Origin of the sequence: Streptomyces sp. NBC_01465 (genome assembly GCF_036227325.1) — a bacterium.
Lineage (GTDB): Bacteria > Actinomycetota > Actinomycetes > Streptomycetales > Streptomycetaceae > Streptomyces.
Window position 1 is genome coordinate 928,799 of record NZ_CP109467.1, and the last position, 15,892, is coordinate 944,690.

The following is a 15,892-nucleotide window of genomic DNA, read 5'->3' on the forward strand; positions in this document are numbered from 1 at the left end:
TCAGCCGAGGCGCGTACGGACTGCCTCGACGATGCCCTCCAGCGGGAGGGCGATCTGCTCACCCGACTCCATGTCCTTGAACTGGACGACGCCCTCGGTGAGGTCGCGTTCGCCAGCGACGAGGGTGTAGCGCGCGCCGGAGCGGTTCGCCGACTTCATCGCGCCCTTGAGGCCGCGGCCCCCGAAGGCGAAGTCCGTGGCGATCCCGGCCTTGCGCAGCTCGGTGACCACGCCGAAGAGGATCCGGCGGGCCTCCTCGCCGAGCGGCACCGCGAACACGCTGGTGGTGGAGGGCAGTTCGAGCTCCACGCCCTCCGCCTCCAGCGCCAGCACCGTACGGTCCACACCGAGCGCCCAGCCCACCGACGGGAGCGCCGGGCCCCCGATCATCTCGGAGAGACCGTCGTAGCGGCCGCCGCCGCCCACCGCGGACTGCGAGCCCAGACCGTCGTGGACGAACTCGAAGGTCGTCCGCGTGTAGTAGTCGAGACCGCGCACCAGCTTCTCGTCGTCCTCGAAGACCACGCCCGCAGCGGTGAGCAGCGCGCGCACCTCCTCGTGGTACGCCTTGCAGGCGTCGCAGAGATAGTCGCGCAGGACCGGCGCACCGACCAGCTGCTTCTGTACGTCGGCCCGCTTGTCGTCCAGCACCCGCAGCGGGTTGATGTCGATCCTGCGACGGGTCTCCTCGTCGAGGTCGAGGTCGCGCAGGAAGCCCTGGAGCGCCTCGCGGTAGACCGGGCGGCACTCCTTGTCGCCCAGCGAGTTGAGCAGGATGCGGAAGTTGCGCAGCCCGAGGGTCCGGTACGCCTGGTCGGCGAGGATGATCAGCTCGGCGTCGACCGCCGGGTCCTCCACGCCGAGAGCCTCGGCGCCGACCTGCGAGAAGTGGCGGTAGCGGCCCGCCTGCGGCTTCTCGTAGCGGTAGTACGAGCCGGAGTACCAGAGCTTGACGGGCAGGTTCCCGAGCTTGTGCAGGTTGGCCTGCAGGGCCGCGCGCAGCACGGAGGCGGTGCCCTCGGGGCGCAGCGCGAGCTTGTCGCCGCCGCGCGTCTCGAAGGAGTACATCTCCTTGGACACGATGTCGGTGGACTCGCCGACACCGCGCGAGAACAGCTCGACGTTCTCGAAGCCGGGGGTCTCGATGTAGCCGTATCCGGAGTTCTTCAGCGGCGCGGAGATGGCCTCACGCACCGCCAGGAACTTCGCGGAACTCGGCGGGAGCAGGTCGTACGTGCCCTTGGGGGCCTGGAAAGTACTCACGGAAGAAACGTCACATTCCTCGTCGGGGAGCGGCCATGCCCCGCAGATACGGGTTCGAGGCGCGCTCACGGCCGATGGTCGTCTGGGAGCCGTGGCCGGACAGCACCACGGTCGAGTCGTCGAGCGGCAGGCACACCCGCGCCAGCGACTCGAGCATCTCGGCGTGGTCGCCGCCGGGCAGGTCGGTGCGTCCGACGGAGCCGGCGAACAGCAGGTCGCCCGAGAAGAGAACCGGCGGAATGTCCGCCATCTCCGGCATCCTGAAGGTCACCGACCCCTTCGTATGGCCGGGCGCATGCGAGACGGCGAACTCCATGCCGGCCAGCTTCAGCTCGGCGCCGTCGCTCAGCTCCCGTACGTCGTCCGGCTCCCCGACAGTCAGCTCGCCCATCAGCGGCATGCCGATGGTGCGGCCGATGCCCTTCTCCGGGTCGCTCATCATGTACCGGTCGGAAGGGTGGATCCACGCCGGTACGTCGTGCGCTCCGCACACCGGGACGACAGAGGCCACATGGTCGATGTGGCCATGGGTGAGGACGACCGCCACGGGCTTGAGCCGATGCTTCCTGAGCGCGTCCTCGACTCCCTGGGCGGCCTGGTGGCCCGGGTCGATGATCACGCACTCCTCGCCTGCGGCGGGGGCGACCAGATAACAATTGGTGCCCCAGGCCCCGGCGGGGAACCCGGCAATGAGCACGATCGTCCTTAAATGTCGGTGCGGTGGGAGATTGCAGCAGATCAGAGCCTACCGGCGCTGCTCATCACACAGCGAACCCATATACGGTACGGGCTAACTCAGCCAGGACCGGTTCACGAGACGCACGAGGAGAACACCGGTGGTCAGCAGCGATCAGCGGCGGCGCCAGCTCGCCCGAGAGAAGTTCGAGCGGCAGCAGCAGCGCCGCGCCGCGGCCCAGCGCAAGACCCGTCAGCGCACCGCGGTGATCGGCGCGGTCGTCGCCGTGGTCGTCGCCGCCGGTGCCACGGCGTTCGCGACGGGCGCGTTCGACAGCGACGGCAAGAAGAAGACCGCGGACGCGGCACCTTCTCCTTCGGCGAGCAAGTCCGAGGCGCCCGAGCCCGCGATGTCGATCGACAAGGCGGCGAAGTACACCTTCACGCTCAAGACGAACCAGGGCGACATCGCGCTGGCCATGGACGCGAAGAAGACGCCGCACACCGTCAACTCCTTCAAGTCGCTGGCGGACAAGGGGTTCTTCAACAACACGAAGTGCCACCGTCTGACCACGAGCGGCATCTACGTACTGCAGTGCGGTGACCCAAAGGGCGACGGCACCGGCGGTCCCGGCTACACGATCCCGGACGAGAACCTGACCGCGTACGGCAAGGCGGGCGCCGACGGCACGGTCACGTACCCCGCAGGGACCGTGGCGATGGCCAACACGGGTGCGGCGCACACCGGCGGCAGCCAGTTCTTCCTGGTCTACAAGGACAGCAAGCTGCCCCCGACGTACACCCCGTTCGGGACGATCGACGCCGCAGGCCTCAAGACCGTCAAGGACGTCGGCAAGGCCGGAGTCACCGGCGGGGCGGCCGACGGGGCGCCGAAGAAGGCCGTCACCATCTCGAAGGCCACCGTGACCAAGTCCTGATCGGCGATATCCGGATGGGCGGGATGCGGACAGCCACCCCGCCGTTCGCCTATGTTGGCGGAGTGCAGGGCGCATGTGGCCCGGCCGAAGAAACTGTGGACGATGCCCGGGGGCCGCACAGCCCTCGCAGGCATCATGTGGATGGAGGCGCTGTGAGCAGCGACCCGTGGGGCCGTGTCGACGAGACAGGCACCGTGTACGTGCGTACTGCCGATGGCGAGAAGGTCGTCGGCTCGTGGCAGGCAGGCTCTCCCGAGGAGGCTCTGGCCTACTTCGAGCGCAAGTACGAGGGCCTGGTGGTCGAGATCGGCCTCCTCGAACGTCGGGTGAAGACCACCGACCTGTCGGCCAAGGACGCCCAGACCGCCATCGATCATCTGCGTGGGCAGGTCGAGGAGCATCACGCCGTCGGCGACCTCGACGCCCTGCGCAAGAGGCTCGACGGTCTGATCTCGACGGTCGAGGCGCGCCGCGAGGAGCGCAAGGTCGAGAAGGCCAAGCAGACCGACGAGGCGAAGCTCGCCAAGGAGGCGCTGGTCGTCGAGGCCGAGGAGCTGGCGCAGAGCGACCAGTGGCGGTCGGCCGGCGAGCGGCTGCGCGCGCTGGTGGACACCTGGAAGGGCCTCCCGAGGCTCGACCGGAAGTCCGACGACGAGCTGTGGCACCGCTTCTCGCACGCCCGCTCGGCGTTCTCCAAGCGCCGCAAGGCGCACTTCGCATCGCTGGACGCCCAGCGCGAGGACGCCCGCAAGGCGAAGGAGAAGTTGGTCGCCGAGGCCGAGTCGCTGTCCGGCTCGACCGACTGGGGTGCGACGGCTGCCCGCTACCGCGACCTGATGACGGAGTGGAAGGCCGCGGGCCGCGCACAGCGCGAGTCCGAGGACGACCTGTGGAACCGCTTCCGCGGCGCCCAGGACGTCTTCTTCGCCGCCCGCAGCGAGGTCTTCGCGGAGCGCGACGCCGAGCAGGGCGAGAACCTGAAGCTGAAGGAGGAGCTCGCGGTCGAGGCCGAGAAGCTGCTCCCGGTGAAGGATCTCAAGGCTTCCCGGGCCGCGTTCCGTGCGCTCAACGAGCGCTGGGAGGCCATCGGCCACGTACCGCGTGACGCCCGCCCGAAGGTCGAGGGGCGGATGCACACGGTGGAGCGTGCGCTGCAGGAGGCCGAGGAGTCCGAGTGGCGCCGTACGAACCCGGAGGCACGTGCGCGTGCCGCGGGTCTGACGGGTCAGCTGCAGGACGCGGTCGACAAGCTGCGGACGCAGATCGACACGGCGCGCACGGCGGGCAACAACGCCAAGGCCGACAAGCTCGCGCGCGAGCTCGAGGGCCGGCAGGCGCTGCTCGACCAGGCGCTGAAGGGCCTGGAGGAGTTCGGCGGCTGAGCAGCCGGACCAGAACGACAGAGGGCGGCCCCGGTACGGAATTCCGTACCGGGGCCGCCCTCTGTCGTTGCTACGGGCGCCGGGCCGAGGTCACGCGGTAGACGTCGTAGACGCCCTCCACGCCCCGCACCGCCTTCAGGACGTGGCCCAGGTGCTTGGGGTCGCCCATCTCGAAGGTGAAGCGCGAGGTGGCCACCCGGTCGCGGGACGTCTGGACGGCCGCGGACAGGATGTTGACGTGCTGGTCGGAGAGGATCCGTGTCACGTCGGAGAGGAGCCGCGAGCGGTCGAGGGCCTCGACCTGGATGGCGACCAGGAAGACCGATGACTGGGTCGGCGCCCACTCGACTTCGAGGATCCGCTCGGGCTGCTGCGAGAGCGAGTCCACGTTGACGCAGTCCGCGCGGTGCACGGAGACGCCGCTGCCGCGGGTGACGAAGCCGATGATGGGGTCGCCCGGAACCGGGGTGCAGCAGCGGGCGAGCTTCACCCAGACGTCGTCGACACCCTTGACGACGACCCCGGGGTCGGCGTTGGAACGGCGCGAGCGGCCGCGCGAGGGCGGCGCACTCTCGGCGAGGTCCTCGTTGGCGGCCTCCTCGCCGCCGAGGGCCTGGACGAGTTTCTGTACGACGCCCTGGGCGGCGACATGGCCTTCGCCGATCGCCGCGTACAGCGAGGAGATGTCCGGGTAGCGCATCTCGTGCGCGAGCGTGACCAGCGAGTCCCCGGTGAGGATCCGCTGGATCGGCAGGTTCTGCTTGCGCATGGCACGCGCGATGGCGTCCTTGCCCTGCTCGATCGCCTCGTCGCGGCGCTCCTTGGAGAACCAGGCGCGGATCTTGTTGCGCGCCCGCGGCGACTTGACGAAGCCGAGCCAGTCGCGGGAGGGACCCGCGCCGGCGGCCTTGGAGGTGAAGACCTCCACCAAGTCGCCGTTGTCCAGGGTCGATTCGAGCGGTACGAGCCGCCCGTTGACCCGCGCTCCTATGGTCCGGTGGCCGACCTCGGTGTGGACGGCGTACGCGAAGTCGACCGAGGTGGAGCCCGCCGGGAGCGCTATGACGTCGCCCTTGGGCGTGAAGACGAAGACCTCGTTGCGCGAGAGGTCGAAGCGCAGCGACTCCAGGAACTCCGAGGGGTCCTCGGTCTCCTTCTGCCAGTCGAGCAACTGGCGCAGCCACGCCATGTCGTTGACCGCGTCGTCCTTGTGCCGGGGGACGTCGGTACGGACCTTGGAGGTGCCGGCGACGGCTTCCTGCTTGTACTTCCAGTGCGCGGCGATGCCGTACTCGGCGCGGCGGTGCATGTCGAAGGTGCGGATCTGCAGCTCGACAGGCTTGCCGTTGGGGCCGATGACCGTCGTGTGCAGCGACTGGTACATGTTGAACTTGGGCATCGCGATGTAGTCCTTGAACCGGCCGGGGACCGGATTCCATCGCGCGTGGACGGTGCCGAGCGCCGCGTAGCAGTCGCGGACGGTGTCGACGAGGACGCGGATGCCCACCAGGTCGTAGATCTCGGCGAAGTCGCGGCCGCGGACGATCATCTTCTGATAGACGCTGTAGTAGTGCTTGGGGCGTCCGGTGACGGTGGCCTTGATGCGGGCCGCGCGCAGGTCGCTCTGCACCTCGTCGGTCACTATGGCGAGGTACTCGTCGCGCTTGGGGGCCCGTTCGGCGACGAGGCGCACGATCTCGTCGTACATCTTGGGGTAGAGGATCGCGAAGGCGAGGTCCTCCAGCTCCCACTTGATGGTGTTCATGCCGAGGCGGTGGGCCAGCGGCGCGTAGATCTCGAGGGTCTCGCGGGCCTTCTTCTCCTGCTTCTCCCGCTTGAGATAGCGCATGGTGCGCATGTTGTGCAGGCGGTCGGCGAGCTTGATGACCAGGACGCGCGGGTCCTTGGCCATGGCGACGACCATCTTGCGTACGGTCTCGGCCTGCGCGGCCTCGCCGAACTTGACCTTGTCGAGCTTGGTGACGCCGTCGACGAGGAGGGCGACCTGGTCGCCGAAGTCGCGGCGCAGGGTGTCCAGGCCGTACTCGGTGTCCTCGACGGTGTCGTGCAGGAGCCCTGCCATCAGGGTCGCCGGGTCCATGCCGAGCTCGGCGAGGATCGTGGTGACGGCGAGGGGGTGGGTGATGTACGGGTCGCCGCTCTTGCGCTTCTGGCCGCGGTGCCAGCGCTCGGCGACCTGGTACGCGCGCTCGATCTGGCGCAGCGTGGAGGTCTCGATCTTGGGGTCGTTGCCGCGGACGGCCCGCAGGAGCGGTTCGAGAACGGGGTTGTACGGGGACGAGCGCTGGACGCCGAGGCGGGCGAGGCGTGCGCGTACGCGGTTCGACGATCCTCCGCCGGTGCGCGCCGCCGGGCCCTGGAGGGCGGGCTTGGGCGCGGAGACCGGGGCCGCGCCGCCCGCACGCACCGGTGCGTCCGCGGGCCTGGATTTCTCCAGGGGCGGCTTGGGGGGCGTGGCGGGGGTCGCAGCGGCCTTCTTCTCCGGCTGGTCGGGCTGCGCGGCGGCTGCGGGCTGGGCCTCGTCTGGCAAGAGCGCTCCTCGTGCGGGTCCGGGTCCCCCGGTCAGGTCCGGAAGACCCATGGTATCGACCCCTGGCTGTGCGCTCGCCCTGGACCGGTCCGTGGACGTGCGGAGGGCGGGCTCCCGGGGTCGTCCCGGGTGCCCGCCCTTCGTGTGTTCGCGTACGGATCAGACCGTGATCAGGGCCTCCAGCGGGGCGCCCTGCAGAGCCTGCTCCAGACGGGCACGCCCGTCGAGGAAGCTGAGCTCCATGAGGACGGCCACGCCCGCGACCTGGGCGCCGGCCCGCCGGATGAGCTCCAGCGAGGCCTCGGCGGTGCCGCCGGTGGCGAGGACGTCGTCGATGACCATGACACGGTCACCGGCGCTGAGGTCCTCGGCGTGCACCTCGATCTCGGCGCTGCCGTACTCGAGGTCGTACGCCTGCGAGAGCGTCGCTCCGGGGAGCTTGCCCGCCTTGCGTACGGGGATGAACCCGATGCCCGCGCGGACCGAGACCGGTGCGGCCAGGATGAACCCGCGCGCCTCGAGCCCGACGATCTTCGTCGCCCCGTGCTTGACGCACAGGTCGGCGAGGGCGTCGGTGAGGGCCGTGAAGGCCTCCGGGTCCGCGAGCAGCGGCGTGATGTCCTTGAAGACGACGCCGGGCTTCGGATAGTCCTGCACATCCCGGATACGGCTGAGCAGGAGCTCCTGGGTGCTGGTCATCGGCGCTTTCCACGTCCTCGTACGGGCTGCTGGCGCTGGCCGACGACGGCGCCCGCGGGGGCGGCGTCCACCGGCTCGTCACCGTGGTCCTGCACGGAGTCGTCCTCCACGGTCTCGCCCTTGGCGGCAGCGGCGGCCCGCTTGGCGAGCACCCGCTTCTTGAGGGCCTTCATCGCCGGCTCCTGCTCCTTGAGGTCTGCGACCAGAGGCGTGGCGATGAAGATCGAGGAGTACGCACCGGCCGCGAGGCCGACGAAGAGCGACAGCGAGATGTCGTTGATCATACCGGCGCCGAGGACGCCGCCACCGATGAAGAGCAGGCCCGCCACCGGGAGCAGCGCGACGACCGTGGTGTTGATGGAACGCACCAGGGTGCCGTTGAGCGAGCGGTTGGCCATCTCGCTGTAGGTCCAGCGGGTCTGCTTGGTGAGGTCCTTGCCGCCCTCCTTGAGACTGTCGAAGACGACGACAGTGTCGTAGAGGGAGTATCCGAGAATGGTCAAGAGACCGATCACGGTGCCCGGGGTGACCTCGAATCCGACGAGTGCGTAGACACCGACGGTGATAGTGAGGTCGTGGATCAGGGCGATCAAAGCGGCGACGGCCATGCGCCATTCGAAGGCAATCGCCAGATAGATCACTACGAGGACCATGAAGATGGCGAGGCCGGTCCATGCCTTGTTGGCGACCGTCTCACCCCAACTGGGCCCGACGAGGTCGGCGTTGATCTTGTTGACCGGGATGTTCAGGTCCTTGGCCAGTTCGGCCTGGATCTTGTCCGACTGCTTGGTGTCGATACCGGCGATCTGGATCCGGACCGAACCGTTTCCGAGCTTCTGGACCGTCGCGTCGTGGCCGGAGGCCGTCTCCGCGTCTTCCTTGATCTGCTCGACGGAGGCGGACACGTGGGTGGTCTTGTCCGTGGTGAAGACCGCCCCGCCCTCGAACTCGATGCCCATCGTGAGACCACGCACCGCAAGGCCGACGATGGCCGTGATGGTGATCAGGATGGAGATGCCGTACCAGAGCTTCCGCTTGCCGACGAAGTCGTAGCCGATCTCGCCGCGGTACAGCTTGGCGCCGATGGTGCCGAGTCGCGACATCTCACGCCTCCTTCGGGTCGGTGTGAGCGGAGGCGGCGGTGCGGGAACGACGCAGCGGGGGCTTGGCACCGAGGCGCTTGGGGTCGAGACCGGACCACGGGTGACCGTCCGCGAAGAACTGCCTGCGCGCGATCAGCGTCATGACCGGCTTGGTGAAGAGGAAGACGACCACAACGTCGAGCAGGGTGGTGAGGCCCAGCGTGAACGCGAAGCCCTGCACCTTGCCGACCGTCACGATGTAGAGCACGGCGGCGGCCAGGAACGACACGAAGTCGGAGACGAGGATGGTGCGCCGGGCACGCGGCCAGGCACGCTCGACGGCCGGACGGAGTGTACGGCCGTGCCGGATCTCGTCACGCACTCGTTCGAAGTAGACGATGAACGAGTCCGCGGTAATACCGATCGCGACGATCGCACCGCAGACAGCGGGCAGGTTCAGCGCGAAGCCGATGCCCGGGCCGAGCAGCGTCATGATCTCGTACGTGAGGATGCCCGAGACCGCGAGGCTGAGGATCGCGATGGCGGCCAGGCCGCGGTAGTACGCCACCAGGTAGATGATGACCAGCGCGAGGCCGATCGCACCGGCGATGAGACCGGCGTCCAGCTGCTGGCCACCAAGGGCGGCCGACACGGTGGTGGCGGTCTCCTCGTGGAAGGTCAGCGGAAGGGCGCCGTAGGACAGGACGTTGGCGAGGCTCTGGGCCGACTTCTGGTCGAAGCTGCCGGAGATCTCGGCGCTGCCGCTGAGCGTCGTGGAGACGCGAGGGGCGGACTGGACCAGGCCGTCGAGGACGATCGCGAACTGGTTCTGCGGCTCCGTCGCCTTGGCGAGCTTGGTGGTGGTCGTCTGGAACTTCTTCGAGCCCTTGCCCGTGAAGTCCATGTTGACGACCCATGCGCCGTTCTGCTGCGAGATCGCGGCCTTGGCGCTGTCGACGTCGGTACCGGAGAGCTCGGCCGGGCCGAGGATGTACTTCGTGGAACCGTCCTCGCTGCACGACACGACCGGGTCGGTGGGCAGGGCGCCCTTGCTCGCGTTGGCGCGGCCGGCCTTGGTGGAACAGTCGAGCGCCGTGAACTCCTTCTGCAGCTTCGCAGCCGTGGCGGCATCGGCCGCCGAGGCGCTGGAGCTCGCCGAAGGGGTCGGCGTGGGAGAAGGCGTGGAGTCCGCCTTCAGACCGTCGGTGACCGCACGGCCCTGAGAGGTCGCGGAGGCGGTCGGGGTGGGCGTTGCCGACGAGGTGGCCTTCGCCTTGCCGGTGGACGAGGCGGTCGGCGTGGGCGAAGCGGTGGACGTCGGCGTCGGCGTGCCCGCGGCCTCGGTCAGGACCTGCCGGAAGTACAGCTGGGCGGTGGTACCGACCTGCGCGCGAGCTTCCTTCGAGTTCGTCCCCTTGGGGATGTTCACGATGATGTTGTCCGAGCCCTGGGTCTGGACCTCGGCCTCGGAAACGCCCATGCCGTTGACGCGCCGGTCGATGATGCTGACCGCGGTGTCCATGTTCGTCTTGTTGATCGCGTTCGGCTTGCCCGGCGTCGGCTCGGCCTTGAGCGTGATGCTCGTACCGCCGGCGAGGTCGATGCCCAGGCGGGGCGTGGTGTGCCCGCCGAGGAACATTCCTCCGGCCATCGCGACCATGGCGATCAGGATCAGGAGCAGGGAACGTCCCGGCTTGCCCTGGGCCCCCGCCGGCCTTCGGCCCTTGTTCGGTGCTGCCACCTTGTCGTTTCTCCCTGTCCTACCGCCCTGCGCCGGGTGTGCGCTGTGGGCGGCCACGAAGTATTAAGGGGTCCTGCCCCCGCAGAAGTCGTACGAGCCGGGGACCGGGTGCGCGGATGAGCGCGATCCGGTCCCCGTACGTGACTACTTCGCGTCGCCCTCGCCGTCGGCCTTGTCGTCCTTGGGCGCGGTCTCGTCCACGGTGTCCTCCGCGGCGTCCTTCTTGCCCAGGTCGATCTTGGCGTCATCCGCCGTCTCGTCGGCCTCGGTGAGCGAGGAGGCGTCGTCCGGCACGATGGCGCTGTCGTCCTCGCCGTGGACGATGCGGTTGTACTCCTCGTCCACGAGGACGGCGCCGATGGCGTTCTTGGCGTAGATGGCGTGGACGCCGGGAGCGACCTCGAGGGTCACCGTCTCGTCGTGGATCTCCTTGACGGTGGCGTACATGCCCCCGATCGTGCGGACGCCGGTACCGGGCTGCATCTCATTGCGCATGGACGCGGCCGCCTGCTGCTTCTTCTTGGCGGAGCGGGTCATCAGGAACATGGCCCCGATAAGCACAATGAAGGGGAGGAGAGTGATCGGACTCACGGGACGGACTTCCTTCGCACGACCGCGCTGGTGAGCGGCCTGATCTACGGGGGTGGGCACGCCGGCCTGGAAGGGCGACGTCGGCGGAGTCTAAGCGAGTCCGCATCATTGGAACAACGCCCAGCATGGCACTGCCGTTCCTGACCGGGCGACCCTCCGCGCCGCTATGCCCGAAACAGCCCGCCTTGTCCGTTATCTGCCCCAGTCTGCTGCGGCGGTACGAGTCCGAGATGGGCCCAGGCGGCAGGCGTCGCCACCCGGCCTCGCGGGGTGCGGGCGAGGAGTCCTTCCCGTACCAAAAAGGGCTCGGCGACCTCTTCCACCGTCTCGCGCTCCTCTCCTACGGCCACTGCCAGCGTGGACAGGCCCACGGGTCCGCCGCCGAAGAGCTTGAGCAAAGCTTGAAGGACGGCCCGGTCCAGGCGGTCGAGACCGCGGGCGTCGACCTCGTAGACGGCGAGGGCCGTGCCGGCGACCTCGCGCGTGATGGTGCCGTCGCCCTTCACCTGGGCGTAGTCGCGGACGCGGCGCAGGAGGCGGTTGGCGATACGGGGGGTGCCGCGGGAGCGTCCTGCGATCTCCGCCGCGCCCTCGCCGTCGATCTCCACGTCGAGCAGGCGGGCGGAGCGGTGGATGACGCGCTCCAGCTCGGCGGGCTCGTAGAACTCCATGTGACCGGTGAAGCCGAAGCGGTCGCGCAGCGGGGGCGGCAGGAGTCCGGCCCTGGTGGTGGCGCCGACCAGGGTGAAGGGCGGGAGCTCCAGCGGGATGGCGGTGGCGCCGGGGCCCTTGCCGACGATGACGTCGACCCTGAAGTCCTCCATCGCCATGTAGAGCATCTCCTCCGCGGGACGCGACATGCGGTGGATCTCGTCCAGGAAGAGGACCTCTCCCTCCTGGAGGGAGGAGAGGATCGCGGCGAGGTCGCCCGCGTGCTGGATGGCGGGGCCCGAGGTGATGCGGATCGGGGCGCCCATCTCGGCGGCGATGATCATCGAGAGGGTTGTCTTGCCGAGGCCGGGGGCTCCGGAGAGCAGGACGTGGTCGGCGGTGGCACCGCGCTGGCGGGCCGCGCGCAGCACCAGGTCGAGCTGTTGCCTGACCTTCTCCTGTCCGACGAACTCGTCGAGGTCCTTGGGGCGCAGGGCGGCCTCGACCGCCTGGTCCTCCCCGTCGGCGACGGAGTCCACCAGGCGGTCGTCGATGTCGCGGGCCGCGGGGCCGCTCGTCTCGTCCCAGTTCACTGAGAACCTCCTCGCGCGTGCGGTCCCGGTGCCTGGCGTGACCTGCTTGTCCGGCCGGGGGTCCGGGGGTTGTCCCCGGGAAAATGCAGCATGGCGGTGGATCTCTCGGTCAGCGGGCGCGGTTGAGGGTCTGCAGGGCGGCCTTGAGGAGCGCGCCCACGTTCGGCTCGGCGGATGCCTCTGCCTGCGGTGTAACGGCAATGACCGCGTCCTCGGCGTCGCGCGGGGCGTACCCGAGGCCGACCAGTGCGGAGTGCAGCTGCTCGCTCCAGGGGGCGGGCCCGGAGGCCGTGCGCTGGGCGGCGAGGTGCGCGCCGGTGCCGAGGGGGGCGCCGAGGCGGTCCTTGAGCTCCAGGAGGAGCTTCTGGGCGCCCTTCTTGCCGATGCCGGGGACCGCGGTCAGCGCCTTCTCGTCGGCGGTGGAGATCGCGAGGCGCAGGGCGTCCGGGGAGTGCACGGCGAGCATCGCCTGGGCGAGGCGCGGGCCGACGCCGCTGGCGGTCTGGAGGAGCTCGAAGACCTGGCGCTCGTCGTCGTCCACGAAGCCGTAGAGAGTGAGCGAGTCCTCCCGTACGACCAGAGAGGTCGCGAGCTTGGCCTCCTGGCCGATCCGGAGGGTGGAGAGCGTGTTCGGGGTGCACTGGACGGCCATCCCGACCCCGCCCACCTCCAGGACGGCGGTCGTCGGGGCCAGGGCGGCCACCGGTCCTGTGACGAAGGCGATCATGCGGTACGGCCTTTCGTTGCCTGTGCCGTGCGGTGGGCGGCGACGGCCTGCTGGAGTCGGTTCTGGGCGGGGGCGCGCCAGATGTGGCAGATCGCGAGGGCGAGCGCGTCGGCGGCGTCGGCCGGTTTGGGCGGTGCGTCGAGGCGCAGGAGCCGGGTCACCATGGCGCCCACCTGGGCCTTGTCGGCGCGGCCGCTGCCGGAGACTGCGGCCTTGACCTCGCTGGGGGTGTGCAGGGCGACGGGGATGCCGCGGCGGGAGGCGCAGAGCATGGCGACGGCGCTCGCCTGGGCGGTTCCCATCACCGTACTGACGTTGTGCTGGCTGAACACCCGCTCCACGGCGACGACTTCGGGCCGGTGCGTGTCCAGCCACTCCTCGATGCCGCGCTCGATGGCGACGAGGCGCGAGCCCAACTCGGCGTCCGCCGGGGTGCGTACGACACCGACGCCGAGCATGGTCAGGGGCCGGCCCGCGACACCTTCGACCACTCCGACACCGCACCGGGTCAACCCGGGGTCCACACCCAGCACCCGCATCCGCCGCCCCTTGTCGCCTAGTCGATCGTCTGTTTGTGCAGCGTATCGGGGACCTCTGACAAAAAGACAAAGCTGCGGGCCGACAGGGTGTGTCCCGTCGGCCCGCAGCGAGTGTGCGTGAGCGCCCGTCAGGCGTCGACCTTCTCCATGACCTCGTCGGAGACGTCGAAGTTGGCGAAGACGTTCTGCACGTCGTCGCTGTCCTCGAGCGCGTCGATCAGCTTGAAGATCTTGCGCGCGCCCTCTTCGTCCAGCTCGACCTGCATGGTCGGAACGAAGTTGGCGTCGGCCGAGTCGTAGTCGATGCCGGCGTCCTGGAGCGCGGTGCGCACCGCCACCATGTCCGTGGCCTCGCTGATGACCTCGAAGCTCTCGCCCAGGTCGTTGACTTCCTCGGCACCCGCGTCCAGGACCGCGCCGAGCACGTCGTCCTCGGTGAGCTCGCCCTTGGGGACGATGACGACGCCCTTGCGGTTGAAGAGGTAGGAGACGGAGCCGGGGTCCGCCATCGAGCCGCCGTTGCGGGTCATCGCGACCCGCACGTCCGAGGCGGCGCGGTTGCGGTTGTCGGTGAGGCACTCGATGAGCACCGCGACGCCGTTCGGTCCGTAGCCCTCGTACATGATCGTCTCGTAGTCGGCGCCGCCGGCCTCGAGGCCGCCGCCGCGCTTGACCGCGGAGTCGATGTTCTTGTTGGGTACCGAGCTCTTCTTCGCCTTCTGGATGGCGTCGACGAGGGTCGGGTTGCCATCGAGATCGACGCCGCCCGAGCGTGCCGCAACTTCGATGTTCTTGATCAGCTTCGCGAAGAGCTTGCCGCGCTTGGCGTCAACCACGGCCTTCTTGTGCTTCGTCGTAGCCCATTTAGAGTGGCCGGACATCTGCCTGTCTCCTTCGCGTAACCATCTTCTGTACGAACGCCAGAGATCCTACCGGGACTCCGTCACAGGGCGGCGCGCACCATGTCCGCGAAATACTCGTGCAGCCGGTGGTCGCCGGTCAGTTCCGGGTGGAACGACGTCGCGAGGGCGTTCTTCTGCCGTACTGCCACGATATGGCCGCCGTGCTCGGCGAGCACCGATACTTCCGCGCCGACCGACTCGACCCACGGGGCGCGGATGAAGACGCCCTCCACGGGGCCGCCCTCGATCGCCTCGATGGCCACGGCCGCCTCGAACGACTCGTTCTGCCTGCCGAAGGCGTTGCGGCGGACGATCATGTCGATGCCGCCGATCGTCTCCTGGCCCGAACGCGGGTCGAGGATCTTGTCGGCGAGCATGATCAGGCCGGCGCAGGTGCCGTAGACCGGCATTCCGGCACGGACCCGCTCGCGGAGCGGCTCCAGCATGCCGAAGAGAACGGCCAGTTTGGACATCGTGGTGGACTCGCCGCCGGGGAGGACCAGTCCGTCGACCTCGGCGAGCTCCTCGGGGCGCCGGACCGGCCTGGCCACGGCGTCCGCCGCGGCCAGAGCCGTCAGGTGCTCCCGTACGTCGCCCTGGAGAGCCAGGACGCCGATGACGGGGGTGGTGCTCATCGCTGCTTACCAGCCCCGGTTCGCGTAGCGCTCGGCCTCGGGGAGGGTGTCGCAGTTGATGCCGACCATGGCCTCGCCCAGGTTGCGCGACGCGTCCGCGATGATCTTGGGGTCGTCGTAGAAGGTGGTGGCCTTCACGATGGCGGCGGCGCGCTTGGCCGGGTCGCCCGACTTGAAGATGCCGGAGCCGACGAAGACGCCCTCGGCACCGAGCTGGCGCATCAGCGCGGCGTCGGCGGGGGTGGCGACGCCGCCCGCGGAGAAGAGGACGACCGGGAGCTTTCCGAGCTCGGCGACCTCCTTGACCAGCTCGTAGGGGGCGCGCAGGTCCTTGGCGGCCGCGTACAGCTCGTTGTTGTCGTAGCCGCGCAGGCGGGCGATCTCGTTCTTGATCTGGCGCAGGTGACGGACGGCCTCGACGACGTTGCCGGTGCCGGCCTCGCCCTTCGAGCGGATCATGGCCGCGCCCTCGGCGATACGGCGCAGGGCCTCGCCCAGGTTGGTGGCACCACAGACGAAGGGGGTCGTGAAGGCGAACTTGTCGCTGTGGTTGACCTCGTCGGCCGGGGTGAGGACCTCGGACTCGTCGATGTAGTCGACGCCGAGCGACTGCAGGACCTGGGCCTCGACGAAGTGGCCGATACGGGACTTGGCCATGACGGGGATGGAGACGGCCTCGATGATCTCTTCGATCATGTTCGGGTCGGACATCCGGGCCACTCCGCCGTCCTTGCGGATGTCGGCGGGAACCCGCTCCAGGGCCATGACGGCGACGGCGCCCGCGTCCTCGGCGATCTTCGCCTGCTCGGCGTTGACCACGTCCATGATCACGCCGCCCTTGAGCTGCTCGGCCATGCCGCGCTTGACGCGTGCGGTGCCGGTCGCGGGGGTCTGGGGGGTGGTGGGAAGCGTGCTCACGGAAT

The 15,892-nt window shown here is 69.2% G+C and carries 15 protein-coding genes; 2 read left to right on the forward strand and 13 right to left on the reverse strand.

Annotation, left to right across the window (positions count from 1 at the left end; all coding sequences use genetic code 11):
- The gene (gene hisS / locus OG707_RS04080; protein WP_329114414.1) at positions 1-1,263 is read right to left on the reverse strand and encodes a histidine--tRNA ligase; all 1,263 of its coding nucleotides are present in this window, start codon (positions 1,261-1,263) and stop codon (positions 1-3) included.
- A 10-nt stretch (positions 1,264-1,273) separates the two neighbouring features.
- Positions 1,274-1,960, reverse strand: a complete 687-nt coding sequence (locus tag OG707_RS04085; protein ID WP_329114416.1) for an MBL fold metallo-hydrolase — start codon at positions 1,958-1,960, stop codon at positions 1,274-1,276.
- 139 nt (positions 1,961-2,099) lie between these two features.
- On the opposite strand from OG707_RS04085, the gene OG707_RS04090 reads away from it, so the two are divergent.
- Both OG707_RS04090 and OG707_RS04095 read left to right on the forward strand, forming a co-directional pair.
- Entirely contained in the window at positions 2,100-2,876 is a 777-nt protein-coding gene (locus OG707_RS04090) for a peptidylprolyl isomerase (protein WP_329114418.1), read from the forward strand.
- 152 nt (positions 2,877-3,028) lie between these two features.
- The gene (locus OG707_RS04095) at positions 3,029-4,258 is read left to right on the forward strand and encodes a DUF349 domain-containing protein (RefSeq protein ID WP_329114419.1); all 1,230 of its coding nucleotides are present in this window, start codon (positions 3,029-3,031) and stop codon (positions 4,256-4,258) included.
- 70 nt (positions 4,259-4,328) lie between these two features.
- Here the strand turns inward: OG707_RS04095 and OG707_RS04100 are convergent, their stop codons facing one another.
- From OG707_RS04100 to pdxS, 11 genes are all read right to left on the reverse strand, one after another.
- Positions 4,329-6,809: a RelA/SpoT family protein gene (locus OG707_RS04100; protein ID WP_329114421.1), complete on the reverse strand. Its 2,481-nt coding sequence runs from the start codon at positions 6,807-6,809 to the stop codon at positions 4,329-4,331.
- Positions 6,810-6,968: 159 nt separating this feature from the next.
- Positions 6,969-7,508, reverse strand: a complete 540-nt coding sequence (locus OG707_RS04105) for an adenine phosphoribosyltransferase (RefSeq protein WP_329114423.1) — start codon at positions 7,506-7,508, stop codon at positions 6,969-6,971.
- Positions 7,505-8,611 (reverse strand): protein translocase subunit SecF, encoded by a 1,107-nt coding sequence (secF, locus tag OG707_RS04110; protein WP_329114425.1) that lies wholly within the window; start codon positions 8,609-8,611, stop codon positions 7,505-7,507. The genes OG707_RS04105 and secF overlap by 4 nt, the downstream gene beginning before the upstream one ends.
- A 1-nt stretch (position 8,612) precedes the next feature.
- Positions 8,613-10,331 (reverse strand): protein translocase subunit SecD, encoded by a 1,719-nt coding sequence (gene secD, locus OG707_RS04115; RefSeq protein WP_329114427.1) that lies wholly within the window; start codon positions 10,329-10,331, stop codon positions 8,613-8,615.
- A gap of 144 nt (positions 10,332-10,475) precedes the next feature.
- The gene (gene yajC, locus OG707_RS04120; protein WP_329114429.1) at positions 10,476-10,922 is read right to left on the reverse strand and encodes a preprotein translocase subunit YajC; all 447 of its coding nucleotides are present in this window, start codon (positions 10,920-10,922) and stop codon (positions 10,476-10,478) included.
- Between the two features lie 164 nt (positions 10,923-11,086).
- Positions 11,087-12,166, reverse strand: coding sequence for a Holliday junction branch migration DNA helicase RuvB (gene ruvB / locus OG707_RS04125; protein WP_329114431.1), 1,080 nt, complete (start codon positions 12,164-12,166; stop codon positions 11,087-11,089).
- Between the two features lie 109 nt (positions 12,167-12,275).
- A complete protein-coding gene (gene ruvA, locus OG707_RS04130; RefSeq protein WP_329114433.1) occupies positions 12,276-12,893 on the reverse strand; it encodes a Holliday junction branch migration protein RuvA in 618 nt (205 codons plus the stop codon).
- On the reverse strand, positions 12,890-13,432 hold the full coding sequence (gene ruvC, locus OG707_RS04135; RefSeq protein ID WP_329114435.1) for a crossover junction endodeoxyribonuclease RuvC: 543 nt from the start codon (positions 13,430-13,432) through the stop codon (positions 12,890-12,892). The genes ruvA and ruvC overlap by 4 nt, the downstream gene beginning before the upstream one ends.
- A gap of 128 nt (positions 13,433-13,560) precedes the next feature.
- Complete coding sequence (locus OG707_RS04140; protein WP_329114437.1) at positions 13,561-14,313, reverse strand: YebC/PmpR family DNA-binding transcriptional regulator; 753 nt, start codon at positions 14,311-14,313, stop codon at positions 13,561-13,563.
- Between the two features lie 62 nt (positions 14,314-14,375).
- Positions 14,376-14,969 (reverse strand): pyridoxal 5'-phosphate synthase glutaminase subunit PdxT, encoded by a 594-nt coding sequence (pdxT, locus tag OG707_RS04145; RefSeq protein ID WP_329114438.1) that lies wholly within the window; start codon positions 14,967-14,969, stop codon positions 14,376-14,378.
- Positions 14,970-14,975: 6 nt separating this feature from the next.
- Positions 14,976-15,887 (reverse strand): pyridoxal 5'-phosphate synthase lyase subunit PdxS, encoded by a 912-nt coding sequence (gene pdxS, locus OG707_RS04150; RefSeq protein WP_329114440.1) that lies wholly within the window; start codon positions 15,885-15,887, stop codon positions 14,976-14,978.
- Positions 15,888-15,892 lie beyond the last annotated feature (5 nt).

Bases quoted from the DNA above. Each gene is read 5' to 3' on its own strand.
- pdxT (WP_329114438.1), bottom strand. From the start codon at position 14,969: ATGAGCACCACCCCCGTCATCGGCGTCCTGGCTCTCCAGGGCGACGTA.
- ruvC (WP_329114435.1), bottom strand. From the start codon at position 13,432: ATGCGGGTGCTGGGTGTGGACCCCGGGTTGACCCGGTGCGGTGTCGGA.
- OG707_RS04105 (WP_329114423.1), bottom strand. From the start codon at position 7,508: ATGACCAGCACCCAGGAGCTCCTGCTCAGCCGTATCCGGGATGTGCAG.
- OG707_RS04140 (WP_329114437.1), bottom strand. From the start codon at position 14,313: ATGTCCGGCCACTCTAAATGGGCTACGACGAAGCACAAGAAGGCCGTG.
- ruvA (WP_329114433.1), bottom strand. From the start codon at position 12,893: ATGATCGCCTTCGTCACAGGACCGGTGGCCGCCCTGGCCCCGACGACC.
- secF (WP_329114425.1), bottom strand. From the start codon at position 8,611: ATGTCGCGACTCGGCACCATCGGCGCCAAGCTGTACCGCGGCGAGATC.